Origin of the sequence: Anaeromyxobacter paludicola, from assembly GCF_023169965.1 — a bacterium.
In the GTDB taxonomy this organism is placed as follows: Bacteria; Myxococcota; Myxococcia; order Myxococcales; family Anaeromyxobacteraceae; genus Anaeromyxobacter_B; species Anaeromyxobacter_B paludicola.
This window is the reverse complement of the sequence record NZ_AP025592.1, coordinates 1,721,516-1,741,525: the sequence shown is the minus strand read 5'-3', so window position 1 is coordinate 1,741,525 and position 20,010 is coordinate 1,721,516. Positions and strand designations below refer to the sequence as shown.

Genomic DNA, 20,010 nt, shown 5'->3' with positions numbered 1-20,010 from the left:
GATGATCGAGATCCGCGAAGCGACCGCCGAGGACGTCCCGCTCCTCCTCCAGCTCATCCGCGAGCTCGCCGACTACGAGAAGCTGCTGCACGAGGTCGAGGCGACCGAGGCCGATCTGCTCCGCGACGGCTTCGGACCGGAGCGCCGCTTCCGGGCCCTGGTGGCCCTCTGCGACGGGGTCCCGGCCGGCTTCGCCCTCTGGTTCTTCAACTACTCCACCTTCCAGGGCAGGGCGGGGCTCTACCTCGAGGACCTGTTCGTGAAGCCGGCGTTCCGCGGCCGCGGCCTCGGCAAGGCGCTCTTCGCCCGCCTCGCCAGGCTCGCCGTCGAGCACCGCTGCGGCCGCTTCGTCTGGCAGGTGCTCGACTGGAACGCCCCCTCCATCGCCTTCTACGAGGGGCTCGGCGCGAGGCGTCATCCGGAGTGGCTCACCATGCGCCTGACGGGGGATCCGCTCGCTCGGCTGGCCGCCCAGGACACGGCCTAGCGACCCCTTGTGGAGCTGGCCCCCGTTTGGCACACTCCGAGGCCAACACGCCCTTGGAGGGTTCCATGAACCGTCGCTTCCAGCTCGCCCTGTCGGCCGGTCTCGCCGCCGTCCTCTCCGCCTGCGCCGGCGGCCAGAAGGAGGCGGTCCGCGAGGAGTTCCGCGAGTGCGAGGGCCCGCTCTGGACCTGCTTCAAGTCCGGCCCGTGCCCGGTCGCCGAGCTGAAGGGGAACCTCTGCGCCACCGGCATCGCGGAGAACATCGCCTCGCAGAGCCTGGGCATCGAGACCGCCTCCACCCGCGCCCGCGTCGAGATGGGCGCGGTCATCAAGAGCCAGGTGGACGGCTTCACCCGCGCCACCCAGGACAGCCTCTCGAAGCAGGGCGCCGGCGAGGACTCGGTCCAGAAGATCGGCAGCATGGCGCAGAACGTGGTGGAGCAGACGCTCACCGGCGTCTCCATCCAGCGCACCTGGCAGAACAAGCAGACCAAGGTGTTCTACGCGCTCGCCACCATCGACCCGCAGGCCTTCGCCTCCGCGCTCAAGGGCATGAAGGAGGCGAAGGGGCTCTCCGACGCCATGAAGCAGGAGATCGACCGCCGCGCCGAGGGCGTGGTGGCGGACTGGCAGGCGGCCAAGACCGCCAAGGCGCAGTAGCCCCCGAGCCCCGGAGCACGCCCGTGAACCGACTCCTCTGCGCCGCGGCCTGCCTGGCCGCGCTCGCCGGCTGCGCCAGCAGCGCCCCCGCGGTCCGCCGCATGGACGTGAACGAGGTCCGCGACCTCTCCGGCCGCTGGAACGACACCGACTCCCGGCTCGTGGCCGAGGAGATGATCGCCGACAGCCTGTCGCGCCCGTGGCTCCAGAAGGCCGCCGCCGGGGGCCGCCAGCCGGCGGTCATCGTCCAGACGGTCCGCAACCAGAGCATGGAGCACATCAACACCGACACCTTCGTCGAGGACCTCCAGCGGTCGCTCATCAACTCGGGCCGGGTGGCGTTCATCGCCAGCAAGGCCGAGCGGGCGGAGCTGCGCCAGGAGCGGTTCGACCAGGACGCCAACGCCTCCGAGGACACGCGCAAGGCGCACGGCCAGGAGACCGGCGCCGACTACGCGCTCAACGGCGTCATCAACGCCGTGGAGGACCGGGCCGAGGGCGAGGTGGTGGTGCTCTACCAGGTGAACCTCAAGCTCACCGACCTCAAGACCAACCAGATCGTCTGGAACGGGCAGAAGAAGATCAAGAAGAACGTCCAGCGGCCCAGCGCGACCTGGTAGCGAGCCGAGGCGACGATGGGCGGGCGCACGGCCACGAGGCTCCTCCCCGCGGCGCTGCTGCTCGCCGTCGCCGCCGGCTGCGCCGGCCCCTCCACCGCCTACAAGCGCGACCTGCACCAGCAGCTCGCCGCGGGGCGCTACGAGGAGGCGGCGGCGCGCATCGACGCCCTGGAGCACGAGTACGGCGAGCGGAACCAGGTCCTCTTCTGGCTCGACAAGGCGGCGGTGCTGCACGACGCCGGCAAGTACGCCGAGAGCGACGCGCTCCTCGACAGGGCCGAGCTGCGGCTCGACGCGCTCTACACCCAGAGCATCTCGAAGGCGGCCGCGACCTTCCTCTGGAACGACGGCGCCGACGACTACCGCGGCGAGCCGTTCGAGCGCGCGCTCCTCCACGTCCTGCGGGCGCTCAACTACGTCTACCTGCACCAGCAGGACGACGCGCTCGTCGAGGCCCGCAAGGTGTCGGCGTTCCTCACCGGCCTCAACGACAAGCTCGCCGGCAAGCAGGTCTACCGGGACGACGCCTTCGCGCAGTACCTCTCGGCGCTCCTCTACGAGGAGGCCGGGAGGCAGGACGACGCCCGCATCTCGCGCGACAGAGCCCTCAAGGCCTACGAGTGGTACGCGACCGACTACCGCACGCCCGCGCCGAGCTTCGCCGCCGAGCCGCTGGCGCCGGGGCAGGGGGAGCTGGTGCTGCTCCACTACAACGGCATCGCCCCGCGCAAGACGAGCCAGAGCGTGCAGGTGGCCTGGAACGACGCCGTCGCGGTGGTCGGCGCCGACGAGGAGGGGCGCACCAACCAGCAGGTGAACAACGCCCTGCGCGCCGGGATCATGGCCGACGCCATCACGGTCGCCTTCCCGGCCTACGTGCAGGATCCGTATCAGGTGCGCGGCTCGCGGGCCCGCGCCGGCAGGCTCGCGGTCGAGACGCAGCTCGTGGAGGACATCTCGGCCATCGCCCGCAAGGCGCTCGCCGACCGGATCGCCGCCATCCGCGTCCGCGCCATCGCCCGCGCCACCATCAAGTTCGTGCTCGCCAAGGTCGCCGAGAAGCAGGTCGAGGAGCGGGCCGGCAAGGGGTTCGGGATGCTGGCCGGCGTGCTCGCCCGCTCGGTCGCGGCCGGCAGCGAGGTGGCCGACACCCGCGCCTGGACCACCGCGCCGGCCGAGATCCGCATGGCGCGCCTGCCGCTGCCGGCCGGGCACCACCAGCTCGTGGTCGAGTACCTCTCGCAGGCGGGCGCGCCGCTCAAGGTGGAGACCCTCGAGGTCGACGTGGTCGAGGGGAAGCGCAGCTGGGTCCACGTCCGGAGCGCCTTCTAGAGTCCCGCGCGGCCCCCCCGCGCCGCCGTCAGGAGCCACACCATGCGCCGCGAAGCCCTCGTCCTCATGCTCGCCCTCTCGGGCTGCGCCGGCCCCGCCGGCGGGGCCGCGGCCGGCCCGCTCGCCTCGGCGCCCGGCTCCGCCGGCGCGCGCCCGGACTGGGTCGCGGGCGGGGTGGGGCTGTACCCCGCGAGCCGTTACGTGACCGGGGTGGGCGAGGGCGACGACCGGACCCCGGCCGAGGACCGCGCCCGCGCCAAGGTGGCGGCCGTCTTCCGCACCGAGATCGTGGCCCGCACGAGCTCGGTCCAGGAGGAGACCGCCGCCTCGCGGGGGGACGGGCCGGCGCAGGTGACCCGCGCGGAGGGGGCGCGCCAGGAGGTGGAGGCGACCGCGCGCAAGGCGCTCGTGGGCGTGGAGATCGCCGAGGTCTGGCAGGATCCCGACACCCGCCGGGTCTTCGCGCTCGCGGCCCTCGACCGGGCGCGGGCGCGGGAGGCGCTGCTCTCGCGCCTCGCCGCCGCCGACGCGGCCGCGGCGCCCTGGCTCTCCCGGCTCGCCGCGGCCGACGGCCGTCTCGCGCGGGCCTCCGCCGCCGGCCGCCTCGCCGCCCTGGCGCGCGGGCGCGAGCCGGTCCTCGAGGACCTGCGCGTGGTCGCGCCGTCGGAGCGGCCGGGCTCGACCGTGGACTGGCCCGCCGCGTCGGCCGCGGCCGAGCGGGCGCTCTCGGAGCTGGTGGTGACGGTCGCGCTGGCCGGTCCCGCCGGCGAGGCGGCGACCACCGGCGCCGTCAGCGGCCTCGCGGCCCTCCACCTCCAGGCCGCGCCGGCCGGCGCCGCCGACCCCGACCTGGCGGTCACCGGGGAGGCCAGCGTGGCCGAGGGCGAGCCGGACCGGCGGAACGGCCCCTGGAAGGAGGCGCGCGCCACCGCCACCGTCACCCTCGCCGACGCCCGCACCGGCAAGGCGCTGCGGCGGTTCGAGGTGACGGACCGGCAGCTCTCCGGGCAGCAGCCCGAGGCGGCGCGCCGCGCCCTCGCCGAGCTCGGCAAGAAGGTGGCGGCCGGCGTGAAGGCGGCGATCGAGGCGCAGCTCGCGGGGGAGTAGCGCGGCGCCGCTGGCCGCCCCTCCCCAGCCCTCCCCGCCCGAGCGGGGAGGGAGCGCAGCGAGGAGCTGCGGGACTCCCAGGACGAAGCCTGCGGTAGCGGCCCACCCCGCGCCCCTCTTTCCCCTCTCCCGCGGAGCGGGGGAGGGCGAGGGGGGGGGGTGGCGGTCCGCTAGAAGCCGGTCCCGAGCTGCTTCGCGTTCGGCCGCGCCCGGGGCGCCGCGCCGTCGGCCAGGCGGAACGACCCCACCATCGCGGCGAGCTCCTCGGACTGGCCGGAGAGCTCGCTCGCCGCCGAGGACGACTCCTCGGCGCTGGCGGCGTTCTGCTGGGTCACCTTGTCCATCTCGCCGATGGCCCGGTTCACCTGGTCGAGGCCGGCGGCCTGCTCGCGGGCCGCGGCGCTGATCTCGGCGACCACCTCGGTCACCTTGCCGACCGTCCCGAGGATCTCCCCGAGCTTCCCGGCCACCTGCCCGCTCGTCACCTCGCCCTCGCCGGCCTGCTTCACCGACTCGCGGATGAGGACCTCGGTCCGCTGGGCCGCCTCCTTGCTGCGCAGCGCGAGCGAGCGCACCTCCTCGGCGACCACGGCGAAGCCGCGCCCCGCCTCGCCGGCGCGAGCCGCCTCGACGGCGGCGTTGAGGGCGAGCAGGTTGGTCTGGAAGGCGATCTCGTTGATGTCGCGGATGATCTCGGAGGTGCCCTCGGCGGCGGAGCGGATCTTCCGCATCGCCCCCGACATCTCCTCCATGGCGGTCGCGCCCTGGGTGGCGGCCACCTTGGCGGTCTCGGCGAGCCCGGTCGCCTCCTGGGCGTGGCCGGCGCTCTGCTTCGCCATCGCCGCCACCGACTCCAGGCTGGAGGTGGTCTCCTCGAGCGTGGCCGCCTGCTCCGAGGCGCCGCTCGCCACCGCCTGGCTGGAGGCGGCGATCTGGGTGGCCGCCGACGAGACCTGCGAGACCGCGCCCGCCACCTGCGCGAGCGCCTCCTGCAGCGCCTCGGCGGTGCGGTTCAGGGCCTCCTTGGTCCGGGCGTGGCCGCCCAGGTACTGGCCCGTCATGCGGGCGGTGAGGTCGCGGGTGGAGAGCCGCGCCAGCACCTCCGCCGCCTCGCCGGCCGGCGCGCAGAGCGCGTCGAGGGTGGCGTTCATGCCCTCCACCACCTTGGCGAAGTCGCCGAGGTGCCGGGCCGCCTCGGCGCGCGCCTCGAGCCGCCCCTCCACGGACGCCTCGGCGAGCCCGCGGGCGTCCTCCACCAGCGCCTCGATGGCGACGATGCAGCGGTTCAGGTTCTGCTTCACCTTCTCGAACTCGCCCGGCCAGGCGGCCGCGATCGGCTCGGGGACGTCGCCGCGCGAGATCCGGTCGAGGTAGCCGCCGGCGGTGTCGAGCGGGGAGACCACCGCGTCGAGCGTGGCGTTCACGCCGCCCACGAGCCCGGCCCACTCGCCCCGGAACCTCGCCGCGTCGGCCCGGACGTGGAGCTTGCCCTCCACCGCCGCGCGGGCCAGCGCCTGCACCTCGCCCGCGACGCTGCGCAGGTTGCCGCGGATGACGTCGAGCCGCTCGTTCACCCGCGCCTGCTTCCCGGGGAGCTTCTCCAGCTCCGGCGCGAAGTCGCCCTCGGCGTACGCGGTCAGCACCTCGAGCATCTTGCGGACGATCTCCACGTGCGTCTGCACGCCCGCGTTCACGCCGGCCGCGAGCTCGCGGTAGACGCCCTGGAACCGGCCGGCCTCGATGGCCGCTTCCACGTCGCCGGCGAGCTGCGCCCGCGTCATCTCCTGCATCCGCTCCGCCAGCTCCCGCAGCGTGCCGACGGTGAGGTTCAGGCTCTGCTTGATGCCGTCGAGGTCGCCCGGCCACGCGCCCTCCACCGGCGGCGGCAGGTCGCCGTGGGCGATCCGGTTCAGGTACCCGGCGCTCGCCTCGAGCGGCTTCACCACCGCCTCGAGGAGCGCGTTCACCCCCGCGACCGCCTCCCGGAACTCCCCGCCGTGCCGCCCGGCGTCGGCGCGGACCGAGAGCCGCCCCTCCGCGCCCGCCCGCGCGAGCGTGCGCACGTCCGCGACCAGCGCCTCGATGGCGAGGATGCAGCGGTTGATCGACGCCTGGGTGGCGCCGAACTCGCCCTTCGCGTCCACCGCCACCGCCTCCGGCACGTCGCCCTTGGAGATGCGCTCGAGGTACCCGGCGATGCTCCGGAAGCGGCTCACGAACTCGTCGAGCGTGCCGTTGAGGCCGCGGATCACCGGCGCGAACTCCGGCGGGACCGACTCGGGATCGCCGCGGACGTCGAGCGTGCCCTGGGCCACCGCCTCGGCCAGCCGGTCGGTCTCGTGGACCAGCGAGCGCAGCGTCCGCGAGATGCTGCGGGCGAAGCAGCAGCCGAGCAGGGCGAGGAGCACCACGCCGGCCGCGTTCCCGCCCAGGTTGGCGAGGGTCACCCAGCGCTCGGTCTGCTCGGCCTTGGCGCGGCTCGCGGCGACCTCCTGCTCCACCGCCGAGATGAGCGCCTGGGTGATCCCGGTGACGCCCTGGTCGAGCGGCTCGAGCTTCATCCACGCCAGCCAGATCCGGTTCTCGAGCTCGCGGGTCTCCGGGCCGCCCGCCTCCACGCCGCCCGCCACCAGCCGATCGCGCTCGTCCACCAGCTTCAGGGTGTCGTTGGCCGCCTCGCGCCAGGTGTAGAGCGGCTCCTCGACCTTGTTCCAGAGCTCCCAGATGGCGGTGTCGTGGGTCGTCTTCTCGAACTGGCTCCGGCCGGCGTCGATCCGCTCGAACGCGCGGGCGATGAACTCCCGGTGGCGCTTGCGGAGCTCCGGGTCGGTCGCCCGGCGCATCACCAGCAGGTTGACCGAGCGGGTCACCGCGGTGTGCCCCTCGTCGTAGAGGTGGATGGCCCGGACGCTCGGGATGGAGTCGAGGACCAGCCCGTCCACCCGGGCGGTGAGGCTCCGGGTCCCGATGAAGGCCACCACCCCGATCACCAGGGCGATGAGGTTGGCGGCGAAAAAGGCCAGCTGGATCTTCGCGCCGGTCTTCAGGGGTCGGAGCATGGCAACCTCGGGTGCTGCGAGAGCGGTCTCAGAAATCGGACAGATCGTCGCCCTCGAGCGGGATCAGGTCCTCGGGCCGGAGCGCGATGCCGCCGTGCCCGTTGGTCTTGCCGTTCGCCGGCCCGCCGCGGGGCGGGCGCGCCGGCGCGGGGAGGGCGGGGCGGCTCGCCGGAGGCGCGACGGCGCGCGGGGGCGCCGCCCTCGGGGCGGGGGCGCGCGCGGCGGCCGGGCCGGTCCCCGAGAGCCGGAACTCGCCCACCATGGCGGCGAGCTCCTCGGACTGGCCGGAGAGCTCGCTCGCGGCCGAGGACGACTCCTCGGAGCTGGCCGCGTTCTGCTGCGTCACCTTGTCCATCTCGCCGATGGCCCGGTTCACCTGCTGCAGGCCGGCCGCCTGCTCGCGGGCCGCGGCGGTGATCTCGCCGACGATGCCGCTCACCTTGCCGACCGCGCCCACGATCTCGGAGAGGGTGGCGGTCATCTGCGCCGCGGTGGCCTCGCCCTCGCCGGCCTGCTTCACCGAGTCGCGGATGAGGACCTCGGTCTTCTGGGCCGCCTCCTTGCTGCGCAGCGCGAGCGAGCGCACCTCCTCGGCGACCACGGCGAAGCCGCGCCCCGCCTCGCCGGCGCGCGCCGCCTCGACGGCGGCGTTGAGGGCGAGCAGGTTGGTCTGGAAGGCGATCTCGTTGATGTCGCGGATGATCTCGGAGGTGCCCTCGGCGGCGGACCTGATCTTCCGCATCGCCCCGGTCATCTGCTCGACGGCGGCGGCGCCCTGGCCCGCGGCGGCGCTGGCGCCCTCGGCGAGCAGGTTCGCCTGGTGGGCGCTCTCGGCGCTCTGCTTCGCCATCCCGGCGACGGCCTCGAGGGAGGCGGAGGTCTCCTCGAGCGCGGCGGCCTGCTCGGAGGCGCCGCTCGCGACGGCCTGGCTCGACGAGGCGATCTGGGTGGAGGCCGAGGAGACCTGCGCCACGGCCTTGCTCACCTGGGAGAGGGCGGCGTCGAGCGCGCTCGCGGTCTGGTTGAGGGCGTCGCGGAGCCGGCCGTGATCGCCGAGGTAGCTGCCCTCCACCCGCGCGGTGAGGTCGCGCCGGGCGAGCCGCTCGAGCACCTGGGTGGCCTCGGCCACCGGCGCGCCGAGCGCGTCGAGGGTGGCGTTCACGCCCTCCATCACCTTGCGGAAGTCGCCCTGGTGGCGGCTCGCGTCGGCCCGGTCGGAGAGCTTGCCGGCGACGGCGTCGTCGGCGAGCAGGCGGGCGTCGGCCACGAGCGCGTTCACCGCCGCGATGCAGCGGTTGAGGTTCTGCTTCAGCGCCTCGAGCTCGCCCGGCCAGGGCTCGGCGACCGGCGCGGGGACGTCGCCGCGCGAGATCCGCTCCACCAGCCCGGCGGCCGCGTGGAGCGGGCCGACCACCGCGTCGAGGGTGGCGTTCACCCCCTCCACCAGCGCCCGCCAGTCGCCGCGGTAGGCGGCGGCGTCGGCGCGGACGGAGAGCTTCCCCGCCACGGCGGCGGCCGAGAGCGCCCGCACCTCGGCGCTGAAGCGGGTGAGGTTGTCCCGGAGCAGGTCGAGCCGCTCGTTCGCGACCGCCTGCTTCCCGGGCATCCGGCGCAGCACCGGCGCGAAGTCGCCCTCGGCGTACGAGGCCAGCACGCCGAGGATCTCGAGGACCGCGTCCACGTGCATGCGGACGCCGGCGTTCACCCCCTTCATCATCTCGCCGTAGACGCCGTGGAACCGCTCCGCGGCCACGTAGGCCTCGATGTTGCCCGAGAGCTGCTCGCGGGACATCTCGCCCATGGCCGAGACCATCTCCTGGAAGGCGCCGGCGCAGGCGTCGAGGGCGCGCGCCATCTCGCCGTAGCGGCCCTGGAACCCGCCGCCGATCCGCTCGGGGATCCGGCCCTCGGCCATGTCGTGGAGCGCGCGGCTCGTCACCGCGAGCGGCCGCTCCACGCCGTCGAGGAGCGCGTTCACCTGCTCCACGGCGGCGCGGAACTCGCCCTGCAGGCGCGAGGCGTCGGCCCGCGCCTCCAGCCGGCCCTGGACGCCGGCCTGCGCGAGCTGCTCCACCTCGTGCACCAGGGCGCCGACCGCGTCGATGGAGCGGTTCACCGCGTCCTTCGCCACGGCGAACTCGCCGCGGGCCTCCTCCTCGATGTGGGGCGGGAGGTCGCCGCGCGAGATGCGCTCCATCCGCTCGGCGACCACCCGGAACCGGCTCGCGAAGGCCTCCATGGTGGCGTTCATGCCGTGGACGGCCGGCTCGAAGTCGGGGCTCACCCGGGCGGCGTCGGCGCGAACCTGGAGCGTCCCGTCGGCCACCGCCTGCTCGAGCTTGCGGGCCTCCTCGTCCACGGCGCGCACGTCCCTGCCGATGCTGCGGACGAGCTGCCAGGCGAGGGCGATGACGAGGCCGATGCTGGCGAGCACCGCCGCGAGCTGCACGGCGATGGCGAAGCCGGCGATCTCCTCGCCCGCCTTCCGGGCGGCCGTCGCGTCGCCGGACATCTCCTCCTTGAGCCCCGCGATCGCCTTCTGCACCGGGTCGGCGCCGCGCCGCGCCACCTCCCAGGCGGCGAGGGCCCGGGCCTCGGCGGCGCGCACCTCGGGGGCGTCGGCCGGCTTGCCGGCGGCGATGCGGTCCCGCTCGCGCAGGCTGCTGGCGAGCTCCTGGAAGACGCGCTTGAAGTCCTCCCAGGGCGCGTCCATGGCCTGGAAGGCCTTCGTGGAGTCGGGGTCGTGCGGCAGCTTCTGGAAGGCCGCCCGCGCGTCCTCCACCTGCTTCAGCGCCTTGTCGAACCGCTCGTAGATCTTGCCGCGCCGGCTCGGATCGGCCGAGAAGATCATGAGCGCGTTGGCCGAGCGCTGGGCGAGGTCGATGCCGTCGATCATCTCGCCGGCCGCCAGGGAAGACGGGAGGACGTTCTCGGCGAGCTGCTGGATCTGGCCGCTCATGCGCCGCAGCCCCACCGACGCGAGCACGCCCATGACGATGGTGAGCGCCAGCGTCACCCCGTAAGAGAGGACTATCTTCCTGCTGATCCGGGTCTGCTTCTTCGCCATGGTCGCCTCGTGGGCCGGGGCTCTGGGTGGGGGGCAACCCGGTTCCCGCCTCGGCGCTGTGGCCTGAAGCAGTCTCCGTGCCGCGACCACCGGCCGGATCCCGGTGGGTTGGGCCCATCGGTCGCGGGGTGGCGCGCGACCCCGGGGTCCGGGGGGCGCTCGCGCCGGCTGCCGGGCCCGCCGAGCGACGGTCCGGCCGCCTGCCCCGATCCGCGGTACAGGTATGTCCATGACCCCCACCGTCCGACCCTGGTTCACCCCGCACTTCCCGGAGCCGTTGATGCGGGAAGGGCCCCGCGGGCTGCCCTGGTGGCAGTGGCTCGCCATCCCCGTGGTGCTCGTGCTCGCGGCCGCCGCCGGCCGCCTGCTCGGCTTCGCGCTGCGGAAGCTGCTCGAGCGGCTCTCCCGGCGCACCCACACGATCTGGGACGACGTCCTCCTCGAGCGGGTGGCGGGGCCGCTCTCGGCCCTCTGCGCCCTCGTCTCGGCCTACGTGCTCACGCGCGGCCTCGGCCTCGACGACGAGGCGACCGGCGCGATCGACCGGCTGCTCCACGCCGCCACCTTCCTCGTCCTCTTCTGGGGCGCGCTGCGCGCGGTCGAGGTGGGCTTCCAGTTCCTCGGCCAGACGCCCTGGAGCCGGAGCCGCCCGGTCACGAGCTCGCTCCTCCCCATCGGCCGGAAGGTGGCGAAGATCGCGGTGGTCTCGCTCGCGGTCATCAGCTTCCTCACCGAGCTCGGCTATCACGTGGAGAGCCTCATCGCCGGCCTCGGCATCGGCGGCATCGCGCTCGCCCTCGCCGCGCAGAAGACGGTCGAGAACCTCTTCGGCTCGGTCGCCATCAGCCTCGACCAGCCGTTCCGGGTCGGCGACTACGTGACCTTCGAGGGCGGGACGAGCGGGACCGTGGAGTCGGTGGGGCTCCGCTCCACCCGCGTCCGGACCCTCGAGCGCACGGTGGTCACGGTCCCGAACGGCAAGCTCGCCGACCTGCGGATCGAGAGCGTGGCGGCGCGCGACCGGGTGCGCTTCTACGTGAAGGTCCCGCTCGTGCTCGGCACGCGCGCGGCGCAGCTGCGCGAGGTGCTGGGCGGGGTGGAGGCCCTGCTCCGCCGCGAGGAGAAGCTCTGGCCGGAGGGGGTGATGGTCCGGCTCACCGGGCTCTCCTCGTCGTCGCTCGACGTCGAGGTGAACGCCTGGCTCTCGCTCTCCTGGGACGAGTTCCTCCCGGTCCGGGAGCGGCTCCTGGTGGGCATCCTCGAGGTGGTGGAGCGGGCGGGCACCGCGCTCGCCTACCCGACGCAGACCATCCGGCTCGGCGGCGCGGCCGCCGGGGACGGGCGAACCGAAGAGGAGCGGAGCGGCGAGGGCCGGAAATGAGAAGGGCCCGGTCGGAGTGACCGGGCCCTTCCGTTGTGGAGCTGATCGGGATCGAACCGACGACCTCTAGAGTGCGATTCTAGCGCTCTCCCAGCTGAGCTACAGCCCCGTGCAACACGAAACCTCTCGAGGTCGCGAGAGGGCGCTTAGTTAACGGTTTGACCCCCTTGGTGTCAAGCGCCTCCGGCACGAGCCGCGTGGATTCGGCTCCGGGCCGGCGGGGCGGTCACGGTCGCGCCAGCCCGTCCACGTAGTGGACCAGCGCCCAGAGGTCCTCCTCCGGCAGCGCGCCCTTCCAGCTCGGCATGCTGGTGCCCCCCACGCCGGCGGCGATCACCCGGTAGAGGTCCTCCCGCCGGCTCCCCCGGCGGATCGAGCGCAGCTCGTCCCGCCTCAGATCCGGGGCGCGCAGGTCGAGGCCGAAGTCCACCGACCGCTGCACCAGCCCCGTGGAGAGGTCCGGGCGGAGGTCGGAGGGGGCGGCGCCCAGCTCGGCGGCGTCGCGCACCAGCTCCTCCCGGCTCTCGTAGGCCGGGTGGCAGGCCGCGCAGCGGGCGAGGCCGTGGTAGACCTTGCGGCCGCGCTCCCGGGCCTCCGCCTCGCGCCCGGACCAGGGATCGGGCGAGGGGGCCACCGGCTCGCCGGGCTCCTCCTCCCGCCAGCGCGGCGCGTAGGTCTTCACGTACTGCACGAGGTCGGCGAGCTCCCGGTCGGAGACGCCGTACCACGCCAGCATGGCGGTGCCGCGCAGGCCGGAGCGGACGATGCGCGCCAGGTCCTGGTCGGTCGGGAGCGCGCCCGCCGGCACCGAGGCGAACTTCACGATCCCGAGCCGCAGGTCGCGCGGGGGCGGGGAGAGGTGCACGCCCATGGGGCCGCGGCCGTCGCCCTCGAGCCCGTGGCAGTTCCGGCAGTAGCGCAGGTAGGCGCGCTCGCCGGCCTCGAGCCGGCCGGGCGGGACGTTCACCCCGCCGAGCGTCACGGGCGCGCTGAAGCGGCGCGGCAGGTCCCGTTCACAGCCGGTCACGAGGACGGCAGCGAGGGCGGCGAGCGCGCGGCGGAGGTTCACTCGGTGGAGGGAGGGGATCGGCACGACTCGAAAGGGATTCTAGGGCGCCTTGCCGCCCGCGTCCCGGTCCCGTTAAGAGCGCGCCATGACCACCGCCGCCGCCCCGGCGCCTCCGTCCTCCTGGGAAGGGCGACGCGCCGTGAAGCTCACCTTCGCCGCCGTCTGGCTGGGCGTGATCGGGGCCGCGCTGGCCCCGTTCGCCTGGAACCTGCGCCACGAGCCGCCGCCGCGCGAGCTGCCGGTGCTGGCCCAGCTCCCGGCCTTCCAGCTCCTCGACCAGGACGGGAAGCCGTTCGGCACGCGCGAGCTCGACGGGAAGGTCTGGCTCGCGAGCTTCCTCTACACGCGCTGCGAGACCATCTGCCCGGCCATCACCGCCAAGATGCGGCGGGTGCAGGACGAGATCGAGCCGCTCGGCCCGCGGATGCGCCTCGTCTCCATCAGCGTGGATCCGGACTACGACACCCCCGCGCGGCTCGCCGTCTACGCGAAGGAGCACGGCGCCGCGCCCGGCCGGTGGAGCTTCCTCACCGGCCCCGAGCAGACGGTGAAGGACACCGTGGTGAACGGGCTCAAGGTGATGATGGAGAAGCAGCAGAAGGAGGACGGCCGCCTCGAAGGCATCTTCCACGGCAGCCACCTCGTCCTCGTGGACGGGCAGGGCCGGATCCGCGGCTACTACGACACCGACGACGAGTTCGTGGTCGAGCACGCCGTGCGCGACGCGCGGCTGCTGGTGAACCGGGGCTGAGCGTCCCGGGCCGCGCTGCGCCGCGCCCCCTCCCTGGCCCTCCCCCGCTGGCGCGGGAGAGGGGAAGAGCTCGCGGCCCGGTGGCTTCCCGCTGGGACGTGGAGCACGTGCTGACCCCCCGCCGCCCACTCCCTCCCCGCTGGGCGGGGAGGGCAGGGGAGGGGCGGCCAGCAGTGCGGTGCGCTCACCTTCTCACAGCCGGTACAGCATCACGTACACCACCACCCCGGTCACCGAGACGTAGATCCAGACCGGGAAGGCCCAGCGCGCCACCCGCCGGTGCTCCGCGAAGCGCTGGCCGAGCGAGAGGTAGAGGGTGCGGAGCGCGAGCGGCAGCGTCGCCGCCGCGAGCAGGGTGTGGGAGAGGAGCACGGCGAGGTAGACGGCCTTCGCCGCGCCGCTCCCCGGGTAGCGGTGGGTCCCGGTGAGCGCGATGCGGGTGAAGTAGCCGGCGAGGAAGAGCACCGAGCTGCCGCAGGCGGAGAGCATGAGCGCCCGGTGCAGGTCGCGCCGCCCGGCGCGGATGGCCCGCCAGCCGAGGAAGAGGAGCGCGGCGCTCGTGGCGTTGAGCGCGGCGTTCACGGTCGGGAGGAGCGCCCCGAGGGTCACCGCGCGCCCCCCTTCCGCCGGGCGGCCAGGGCGGCCAGGCCGAGCGCCGCGGCGGCGAAGAGGGCGAGCACGCCGAGGTCCACCGCCGCGCCGCCGGGCAGCGCGCCCGGCGCGTCCGGGCCGCCGAGGGCGCGCCGGGTGGCCGACACCGCGTAGGCCACCGGGTTGGCGCGCATCACCGCCGCGAAGACCGGGTGCTCCGGGGAGGCGGGGAACATGGCGCCGGACACCACCCAGAGCGGCACGAGCAGCGTCATCTGGATGGCGTGGTAGCCCTGCACGTTGTCCACCGCCCACGCCACCGCGAAGCCGAGCGCGGCGAGCCCCACCGCGGCGAGGGAGAGGGCGGCGAGGAGCAGCGGCCAGCGCACCGAGAGCGCCGAGAAGCCGGCCGACGGCAGCAGGAGCAGGAAGAGCGCCGCCTGCGAGAGCGCCACCGAGGCCGAGCCGAGCGACTTCCCGGCCACCAGCGCCCCGCGCGACCCCGGCCCGGCCAGCACCGCCTGCAGGAAGCCGGCGTGCCGGTCCTCGATGACGCTCACGGTGGTGAAGATGGCCGCGAAGAGCACCACCATGAGCACCACGCCCGGGTAGAAGAACTGGAGGTAGCCCTGGTCGGAGCCGGGCATCCGGAAGGTGGACGCCATGCCGGAGCCGATGATGAGCCAGAAGAGGACCGGCTGCCCGAGGGCGCCGGCGAGCCGCGAGGGCTGGCGGAAGAAGCGGGCGAGGTCGCGCCGCCAGAGCACGTCCACGGTGGCGAGGTCGTAGCGCAGCCCCGAGGTCACGGCGCCACCTCCGCGTCGAGCCCGCGGCCGGTGATCTCGAGGAAGGCGTCGGCGAGGGTGGGCCGGCGGACCGAGACCGAGCGGAAGCGGCCCGGCGGGAAGGCCTCCACGAGTCGCGGCACGAGCACGTGCCCCTGCTCGCGCTCGACCACGACCGCGCCGTCCACCGCCCGGGCCGGGACCTGGAAGCGGAGCGCGATCTCGCGGGCCAGGGGCTCCGGATCGGCCGCCTCGATCTGCAGCACGTCCCCCGCCACCCGCGACCGGAGCGCCTCGGGCGGCTCGCAGGCCACGATGCGTCCCTCGGCCATCACCGCCAGCCGGTCGCACTGCTCGGCCTCGTCGGGGCGGTGGGTGTTGAGGAGCACGGTCAGCCCCTCCTCGCGCCGGAGCGCCTGGATGGCCTCCCAGGTGGCGCGGAAGGCGGCGGCGTCGAGGCCGCTGGTCGGCTCGTCGAGGACCAGGATGGCGGGGCGGTGGATCACCGCCCGGGCGAGCTCGAGCCTGCGCCGCATGCCGCCGGAGAGGCGCGACACCGGCTCCCTGGCCCGCGCCGCGAGCCCGGCCCGCTCCAGGAGCGCCCGGGCCCGGGCGCGCCCCTCGGCGCGCGGCACCGCGAAGAGGGCCGCCCCGAGGACCAGGTTCTCCTCGCAGGTGAGCTTGGCGTCGAGGCTCGGCTCCTGGAACACCACGCCGAGCCGGGCCCGCAGCGCGCGGTCGCCGAACGGGACCGGCGCGCCGTCGAGGAGCAGCTCCCCCGCGTCGGGCGCGCGCAGGCCGGTGAGGATGGAGAAGAGCGTGCTCTTGCCGGCGCCGTTCGGGCCGAGCACGCCGAAGATCTCGCCCGCCCCCACCTCGAAGGAGAGGCCGCGCAGCACCTCCCGCTCGCGGTAGCGGAAGGCGAGCGCGCGGGCGGCGAGGCGCGGCGGCGCGGCCGGCGCCGGGGGACGGCGGGGGGCGGCGGCGGTCACGGGGCCCGCGAGAAGGCGAAGAGGGCGGCGAAGAGCGCGGTGAGGTACACGAGGGTCCCGAGGAAGAAGGTGCGCGCCCAGCGCGTCAGCGGCCGGGGCTGCGTGAGGCCGTGGAGCGCGTGGCCGGCGAGGAGCGCGCCGCCGACGAGCGCCACCGCCGCGTAACCGGCGCCGGCGAGCCCGAGCGGCAGGAGCCAGAGCGAGACCGGGACGAGCAGGAGCACCGAGGCGAGCGCCCAGCCCTGCGCGGCCCGCTCGCCGTGCACGAGCGAGAACACCCGGAGCCCGCCGCGGCGGTAGTCCTCCTCGAGGTAGATCGACACCGCGAGGAAGTGCGGCAGCTGCCAGCAGAAGAGCAGGGCGAAGAGGGCGAGCCCGCCGGTGTCGAGCCGGCCGGTGACGCTCGTCCAGCCCATGAGCGGGGGGATGGCGCCCGGCACCGCCCCCACGAAGAGCGCCAGCGGGCTCCGCCGCTTGAGGGGCGTGTAGAGGCAGACGTAGGTGAAGAGCGCCAGGGCGGCCAGGAACGCGGTGAGCGACCCGGCGAAGAGCGCCAGGGCCGGGATGGCCACCCCGGGGACGGCGAGCCCGAGCGCCACCGCCACCCAGGGGTCGAGCCGACCGGCCGGGAGCGGCCGGTCGCGGGTGCGGCGCATGAGCGCGTCGGTGTCGCGCTCGAGCCAGCTGTTGAGCGCGTTGGCAGCGCCGACCACGGCGGTGGTGCCGGCGAGGGTGGCGAGGGCGCGCGGCGCCTCGACGTGCCCGGGCGCGAGCCAGATGCCGCCGGCGGTGGTGCAGAGGACGAGGGACGAGAGGCGCGGCTTGGCGAGCAGCGCGAGGTCGCGGGCGAAGGCGAGCGGGGAGGGGCGGGCGGCGACGGTCGTTCCGGTGAGCACGTTCTATCCGTGGGCGGGGGCGAGGGAGCCGGAGCGGGAGGCCTCGCGGGCGCCGGCCGGGCGGCCGCCGAGGGCGAGGAAGAGCGCCACCTGGTCGGCGAGGAGCGCGGCGCCGGCGGCGAGGTGCAGCGTCACCACCGGGATGGCGACGTAGCTCGCCACGGTCCAGAGCCCGAGCGACACCTGGAGGAGGACGAGGACCGGGGCGGCGGCGGCGAGGAGGAGCCGGGCGCGGCCGCCGTCGCGGCCCGCCGCGCGGAGCGGCCGGAGCGACGCGGCGATCACGAGCAGCCCCACGAGCACGCCGGCGATGCGGTGGGCCATGTGGAGCTGCGCCGGCCCCCAGGCCGGCCAGAGCTGCCCGCCGGCGCAGAGCGGGATCTCGACGTTGCAGGCGAGGCCGGCCCCGGTGTGGCGCACGAACGCGCCGAGGACGATCTGCGCGTAGACCGCCAGCGCCGCGATCCCGACGAGCCCGCGGGGCGCGGCCTCGAGCGGCGGCGGGCGCGGGTCGAGCCGCCAGGCCAGGGAGATGACGAGCGAGAAGAAGGCCATCGAGGTGGCGAGGTGGCCCGAGGAGACGAGCAGCGGCAGCCGGAAGAGCACCGTGAGCGCGCCGAGCGAGGCCTGCACCAGCACGAGCGCCATCGCGAGCGCGGTGAGCCGGCGCAGCGCCGGATCGGGGCGGCGGCGCCAGACCGTCGCGGTCAGCGCCGCGGTGAGCGTGAGCACGCAGAGCGCCACGAGGCGGTGGCCGTGCTCGAAGAGGATGCCGCCCCGCATGGGCGGGAAGAACTGGCCGTAGCAGAGCGGCCAGTCCGGGCAGGCGAGGGAGGATCCGGTGGCGTGCACGAGCCCGCCCACCACCAGGAGGGCGAACGTCGCGAGCGCCGTGCCGACGGCGAGCCGGTGTTCACGCATGGCTGACCGTCTGTTTAAGAGTCGCCAGGAGGGGAGGCAGGCCCCGTTTCGGTCCCACGCCGGGCGAGCCCCGCCTGGGACGCTCGCTCGCTCGCCGCCCGGCGTAGAGAGGCGGCATGAACGGATGGAGAACCGCGCTCGCCGCGGCGGCCGCCCTCCTCGCCCTGCCCTCGGCGGGGAGGAGCGGCGAGCTGCGCGGCGTCGTCGAGTACGGCGGCCCGGTGCCGCGCCTCGCCCCGATCCCGGTCACGAAGGACCACGGCACCTGCGGCGAGTCGCAGCCGGACGAGTCGCTCGTCACCGCCGGCGGGCGGCTCGCGAACGTGGTGGTGCAGGTGAAGGGGGCGCCCGGCTCACCGGCCCGGCTGGTGCTCGGGCAGGACCGCTGCCGCTACCGGCCGCACGTGCTGGCGGCGCCGGTGGGGAGCACGCTCGCCTTCGCGAACGGCGATCCGGTGCTCCACAACGTGCACGGCTACCGGGTCAAGGCCACCGCCTTCAACCTGGCGATGCCGCAGCAGGGCCAGCAGAGCGCGCCCCGGAAGCTCGACCGCCCGGGCCCGGTCCGGGTCCGGTGCGACGTGCACGGCTGGATGGGGGCCTGGGTGGTCGCCACCGAGGGGCCGGCGGCGGTCTCGGCGTCAGACGGCACCTTCGCCATCGCGGGGCTGCCGCCCGGCAACTGGACGGTGACCGCCTGGCACGAGACGCTCGGCGAGCGGACCCTCGAGGTGAAGGTCCCGGCCGAGGGGACGGTGACGGCGAGCTTCCGGTTCGAGTGAGCGGCGCGCGAGGCAGCGCGCGGTCGCCTACTCGTCGTCGGACTCTTCGACCGGCTCCTCGTCGTCGAGGTCCTCGAGGTCGCCCTCCTCGACGAGCTCGTCGGTGGCGACGGGCTCCTCGACAGGCGGGCGCGCAGGGGCGCGCCGCCGCTCCGAGGCCGGCTTCGCGACCGGCTGCTCACGCTGGTCCGCGCCGCACTTCGGGCAGATGGGCTCTGGCTTCTTGAGGTCGTAAAACTTGGCGCCGCACTTGAAGCACGTGTGCTTGGTGCCGAGATCCTTGCCGGGCATGCACGCTCCTGGAACGTCCGGAGAGGCGCGTTTATCCCAGGACCGCCGAGCCGGTCAAAGGAAAATGGCCGGCCGGGCGCGAAGGCCCGCCGGGGTGGTATAGAGGGCGCCGAGGAACGGCACATGCTCCAGGAAATCACCAGGCTCGAGCGGCGCTTGCTCAAGGCCGCCTCCCAGGCCATCGCCGACCACCAGCTCGTCGAGAACGGCGACCGGATCCTGGTGGCGGTGTCGGGTGGGAAGGACAGCTACACGCTCCTCCACCTGCTCATGCGGCTGAAGGAGCGGGCGCCGGTCCACTTCGACCTCGTCGCCACCAACCTCGACCAGGGGCAGCCCGGGTTCCCCGCGGACGTGCTGCGGCGCCACTTCGAGTCGGTCGGCGTGCCGCACGTGATGCTCTCCGAGGACACCTACAGCATCGTGAAGCGGCTCGTGCCGGAGGAGAAGACCACCTGTCCCGTCTGCTCGCGGCTCCGGCGCGGCATCCTCTACAACAAGGCCGTCGAGCTCGGCTGCACCAAGATCGCGCTCGGCCACCACCGCGACGACCTCATCGAGACCCTGCTCCTCAGCGCGCTCTACTCGGGCCGGCTCAAGAGCATGCCGGCGAGGCTCCGCTCCGACGACGGCCGGAACGTCGTCATCCGGCCGCTCTGCTACGCCGCGGAGGAGGACATCGCCCGCTTCTCCGAGCTGATGCGCTTCCCGATCGTGCCGTGCGACCTGTGCGGCAGCCAGCCCAACCTGCGCCGCAAGAAGGTGAAGGAGCTCTTGCGCCAGCTCTCGGCGGAGAACCCCAACGTGAAGGGGAACCTCCTCAACGCGCTGCAGACGGTCGTGCCGTCGCACCTGCTCGACCGCGGCCTGCAGGCCCGGCTCGCCGAGGCGGGCGCCGAGGATCCCTGGCTCGACGAGGAGGACGAGGGCTGCGGCGACCTGCCGCCGGAGGCGCAGGCGCTGCTCACCATCGGCCGGCGCTGAAGGCCGGGTCGCCCGGCGCGGGCCGGGCGGGAGGGGGATACCGTGGAAGCGTTCGTGGACCGGATCGAGGGCGAGGTGGCGGTGCTCCTCATCGGCGAGCGGCAGTGGAGCCTGCCCGCCGCGCTCCTCCCGGCGGGCACGCGGGAGGGCGACTCCGTCGAGCTCTCCGCGAAGAAGCTGAAGCGCCGCCCGGCGCCGGCGCCGGACATCGACTGGAAGCGGAGCTGAGCCGCCGG

General features: G+C 74.6%; 19 protein-coding genes and 1 tRNA gene. 10 read left to right on the top strand and 10 right to left on the bottom strand.

What is annotated here, in order from left to right; translation table 11 throughout:
- The first annotated feature begins 1 nt into the window (after position 1).
- From AMPC_RS08195 to AMPC_RS08175, 5 genes are all read left to right on the top strand, one after another.
- Positions 2–487, top strand: a complete 486-nt coding sequence (locus AMPC_RS08195) for a GNAT family N-acetyltransferase (RefSeq protein WP_248345656.1) — start codon at positions 2–4, stop codon at positions 485–487.
- A gap of 65 nt (positions 488–552) precedes the next feature.
- Entirely contained in the window at positions 553–1,146 is a 594-nt protein-coding gene (locus AMPC_RS08190; protein ID WP_248345655.1) for an LPP20 family lipoprotein, read from the top strand.
- Between the two features lie 23 nt (positions 1,147–1,169).
- The gene (locus AMPC_RS08185; RefSeq protein WP_248345654.1) at positions 1,170–1,766 is read left to right on the top strand and encodes a penicillin-binding protein activator LpoB; all 597 of its coding nucleotides are present in this window, start codon (positions 1,170–1,172) and stop codon (positions 1,764–1,766) included.
- A 15-nt stretch (positions 1,767–1,781) separates the two neighbouring features.
- Positions 1,782–3,098, top strand: coding sequence for a COG3014 family protein (locus AMPC_RS08180; RefSeq protein WP_248345653.1), 1,317 nt, complete (start codon positions 1,782–1,784; stop codon positions 3,096–3,098).
- Positions 3,099–3,140: 42 nt separating this feature from the next.
- Entirely contained in the window at positions 3,141–4,205 is a 1,065-nt protein-coding gene (locus tag AMPC_RS08175) for an LPP20 family lipoprotein (RefSeq protein ID WP_248345652.1), read from the top strand.
- A gap of 170 nt (positions 4,206–4,375) precedes the next feature.
- On the opposite strand, the gene AMPC_RS08170 is transcribed toward AMPC_RS08175, so the two are convergent.
- Both AMPC_RS08170 and AMPC_RS08165 read right to left on the bottom strand, forming a co-directional pair.
- Entirely contained in the window at positions 4,376–7,264 is a 2,889-nt protein-coding gene (locus AMPC_RS08170; RefSeq protein WP_248345651.1) for a methyl-accepting chemotaxis protein, read from the bottom strand.
- A gap of 28 nt (positions 7,265–7,292) precedes the next feature.
- The gene (locus tag AMPC_RS08165; RefSeq protein ID WP_248345650.1) at positions 7,293–10,331 is read right to left on the bottom strand and encodes a methyl-accepting chemotaxis protein; all 3,039 of its coding nucleotides are present in this window, start codon (positions 10,329–10,331) and stop codon (positions 7,293–7,295) included.
- A gap of 229 nt (positions 10,332–10,560) precedes the next feature.
- On the opposite strand from AMPC_RS08165, the gene AMPC_RS08160 reads away from it, so the two are divergent.
- Positions 10,561–11,712 carry a mechanosensitive ion channel family protein gene (locus AMPC_RS08160; protein ID WP_248345649.1) on the top strand — a complete coding sequence of 384 codons (1,152 nt, stop codon included), beginning with the start codon at positions 10,561–10,563 and terminating at the stop codon, positions 11,710–11,712.
- A gap of 36 nt (positions 11,713–11,748) precedes the next feature.
- Here AMPC_RS08160 and AMPC_RS08155 read toward each other — a convergent pair.
- Together AMPC_RS08155 and AMPC_RS08150 are read right to left on the bottom strand one after the other, a co-directional pair.
- Positions 11,749–11,821: transfer RNA gene (locus AMPC_RS08155), tRNA-Ala, on the bottom strand.
- A 117-nt stretch (positions 11,822–11,938) separates the two neighbouring features.
- Positions 11,939–12,805, bottom strand: coding sequence for a c-type cytochrome (locus AMPC_RS08150; protein ID WP_248345648.1), 867 nt, complete (start codon positions 12,803–12,805; stop codon positions 11,939–11,941).
- A 61-nt stretch (positions 12,806–12,866) separates the two neighbouring features.
- On the opposite strand from AMPC_RS08150, the gene AMPC_RS08145 reads away from it, so the two are divergent.
- Positions 12,867–13,532 (top strand): SCO family protein, encoded by a 666-nt coding sequence (locus AMPC_RS08145; protein WP_248345647.1) that lies wholly within the window; start codon positions 12,867–12,869, stop codon positions 13,530–13,532.
- Positions 13,533–13,724: 192 nt separating this feature from the next.
- Here AMPC_RS08145 and AMPC_RS08140 read toward each other — a convergent pair whose 3' ends face one another.
- The 5 genes from AMPC_RS08140 to AMPC_RS08115 are packed head-to-tail and all read right to left on the bottom strand — an operon-like array spanning position 13,725 to position 17,717.
- Entirely contained in the window at positions 13,725–14,141 is a 417-nt protein-coding gene (locus tag AMPC_RS08140; protein WP_248345646.1) for a DUF420 domain-containing protein, read from the bottom strand.
- On the bottom strand, positions 14,138–14,929 hold the full coding sequence (locus AMPC_RS08135; protein ID WP_248345645.1) for an ABC transporter permease: 792 nt from the start codon (positions 14,927–14,929) through the stop codon (positions 14,138–14,140). The genes AMPC_RS08140 and AMPC_RS08135 overlap by 4 nt, the downstream gene beginning before the upstream one ends.
- A complete protein-coding gene (locus AMPC_RS08130) occupies positions 14,926–15,900 on the bottom strand; it encodes an ABC transporter ATP-binding protein (RefSeq protein ID WP_248345644.1) in 975 nt (324 codons plus the stop codon). Before AMPC_RS08130 ends, AMPC_RS08135 begins: the two co-directional genes overlap by 4 nt.
- Positions 15,897–16,796 carry a heme o synthase gene (gene cyoE / locus AMPC_RS08125; RefSeq protein WP_256466135.1) on the bottom strand — a complete coding sequence of 300 codons (900 nt, stop codon included), beginning with the start codon at positions 16,794–16,796 and terminating at the stop codon, positions 15,897–15,899. The genes AMPC_RS08130 and cyoE overlap by 4 nt, the downstream gene beginning before the upstream one ends.
- 3 nt (positions 16,797–16,799) lie before the next feature.
- Entirely contained in the window at positions 16,800–17,717 is a 918-nt protein-coding gene (locus AMPC_RS08115) for a COX15/CtaA family protein (protein ID WP_248345643.1), read from the bottom strand.
- A gap of 116 nt (positions 17,718–17,833) precedes the next feature.
- On the opposite strand from AMPC_RS08115, the gene AMPC_RS20490 reads away from it, so the two are divergent.
- Positions 17,834–18,499: a carboxypeptidase regulatory-like domain-containing protein gene (locus AMPC_RS20490; protein ID WP_263009639.1), complete on the top strand. Its 666-nt coding sequence runs from the start codon at positions 17,834–17,836 to the stop codon at positions 18,497–18,499.
- Positions 18,500–18,526: 27 nt separating this feature from the next.
- Here AMPC_RS20490 and AMPC_RS08105 read toward each other — a convergent pair whose 3' ends face one another.
- Positions 18,527–18,790, bottom strand: a complete 264-nt coding sequence (locus AMPC_RS08105) for an FYDLN acid domain-containing protein (RefSeq protein WP_248345642.1) — start codon at positions 18,788–18,790, stop codon at positions 18,527–18,529.
- Positions 18,791–18,913: 123 nt separating this feature from the next.
- Between AMPC_RS08105 and ttcA the strand changes: the two genes are divergently transcribed.
- The gene (ttcA, locus tag AMPC_RS08100; RefSeq protein WP_248345641.1) at positions 18,914–19,774 is read left to right on the top strand and encodes a tRNA 2-thiocytidine(32) synthetase TtcA; all 861 of its coding nucleotides are present in this window, start codon (positions 18,914–18,916) and stop codon (positions 19,772–19,774) included.
- 42 nt (positions 19,775–19,816) lie between these two features.
- Entirely contained in the window at positions 19,817–20,002 is a 186-nt protein-coding gene (locus AMPC_RS08095; RefSeq protein ID WP_248345640.1) for a DUF3006 domain-containing protein, read from the top strand.
- The last annotated feature ends 8 nt before the right edge of the window (positions 20,003–20,010 follow it).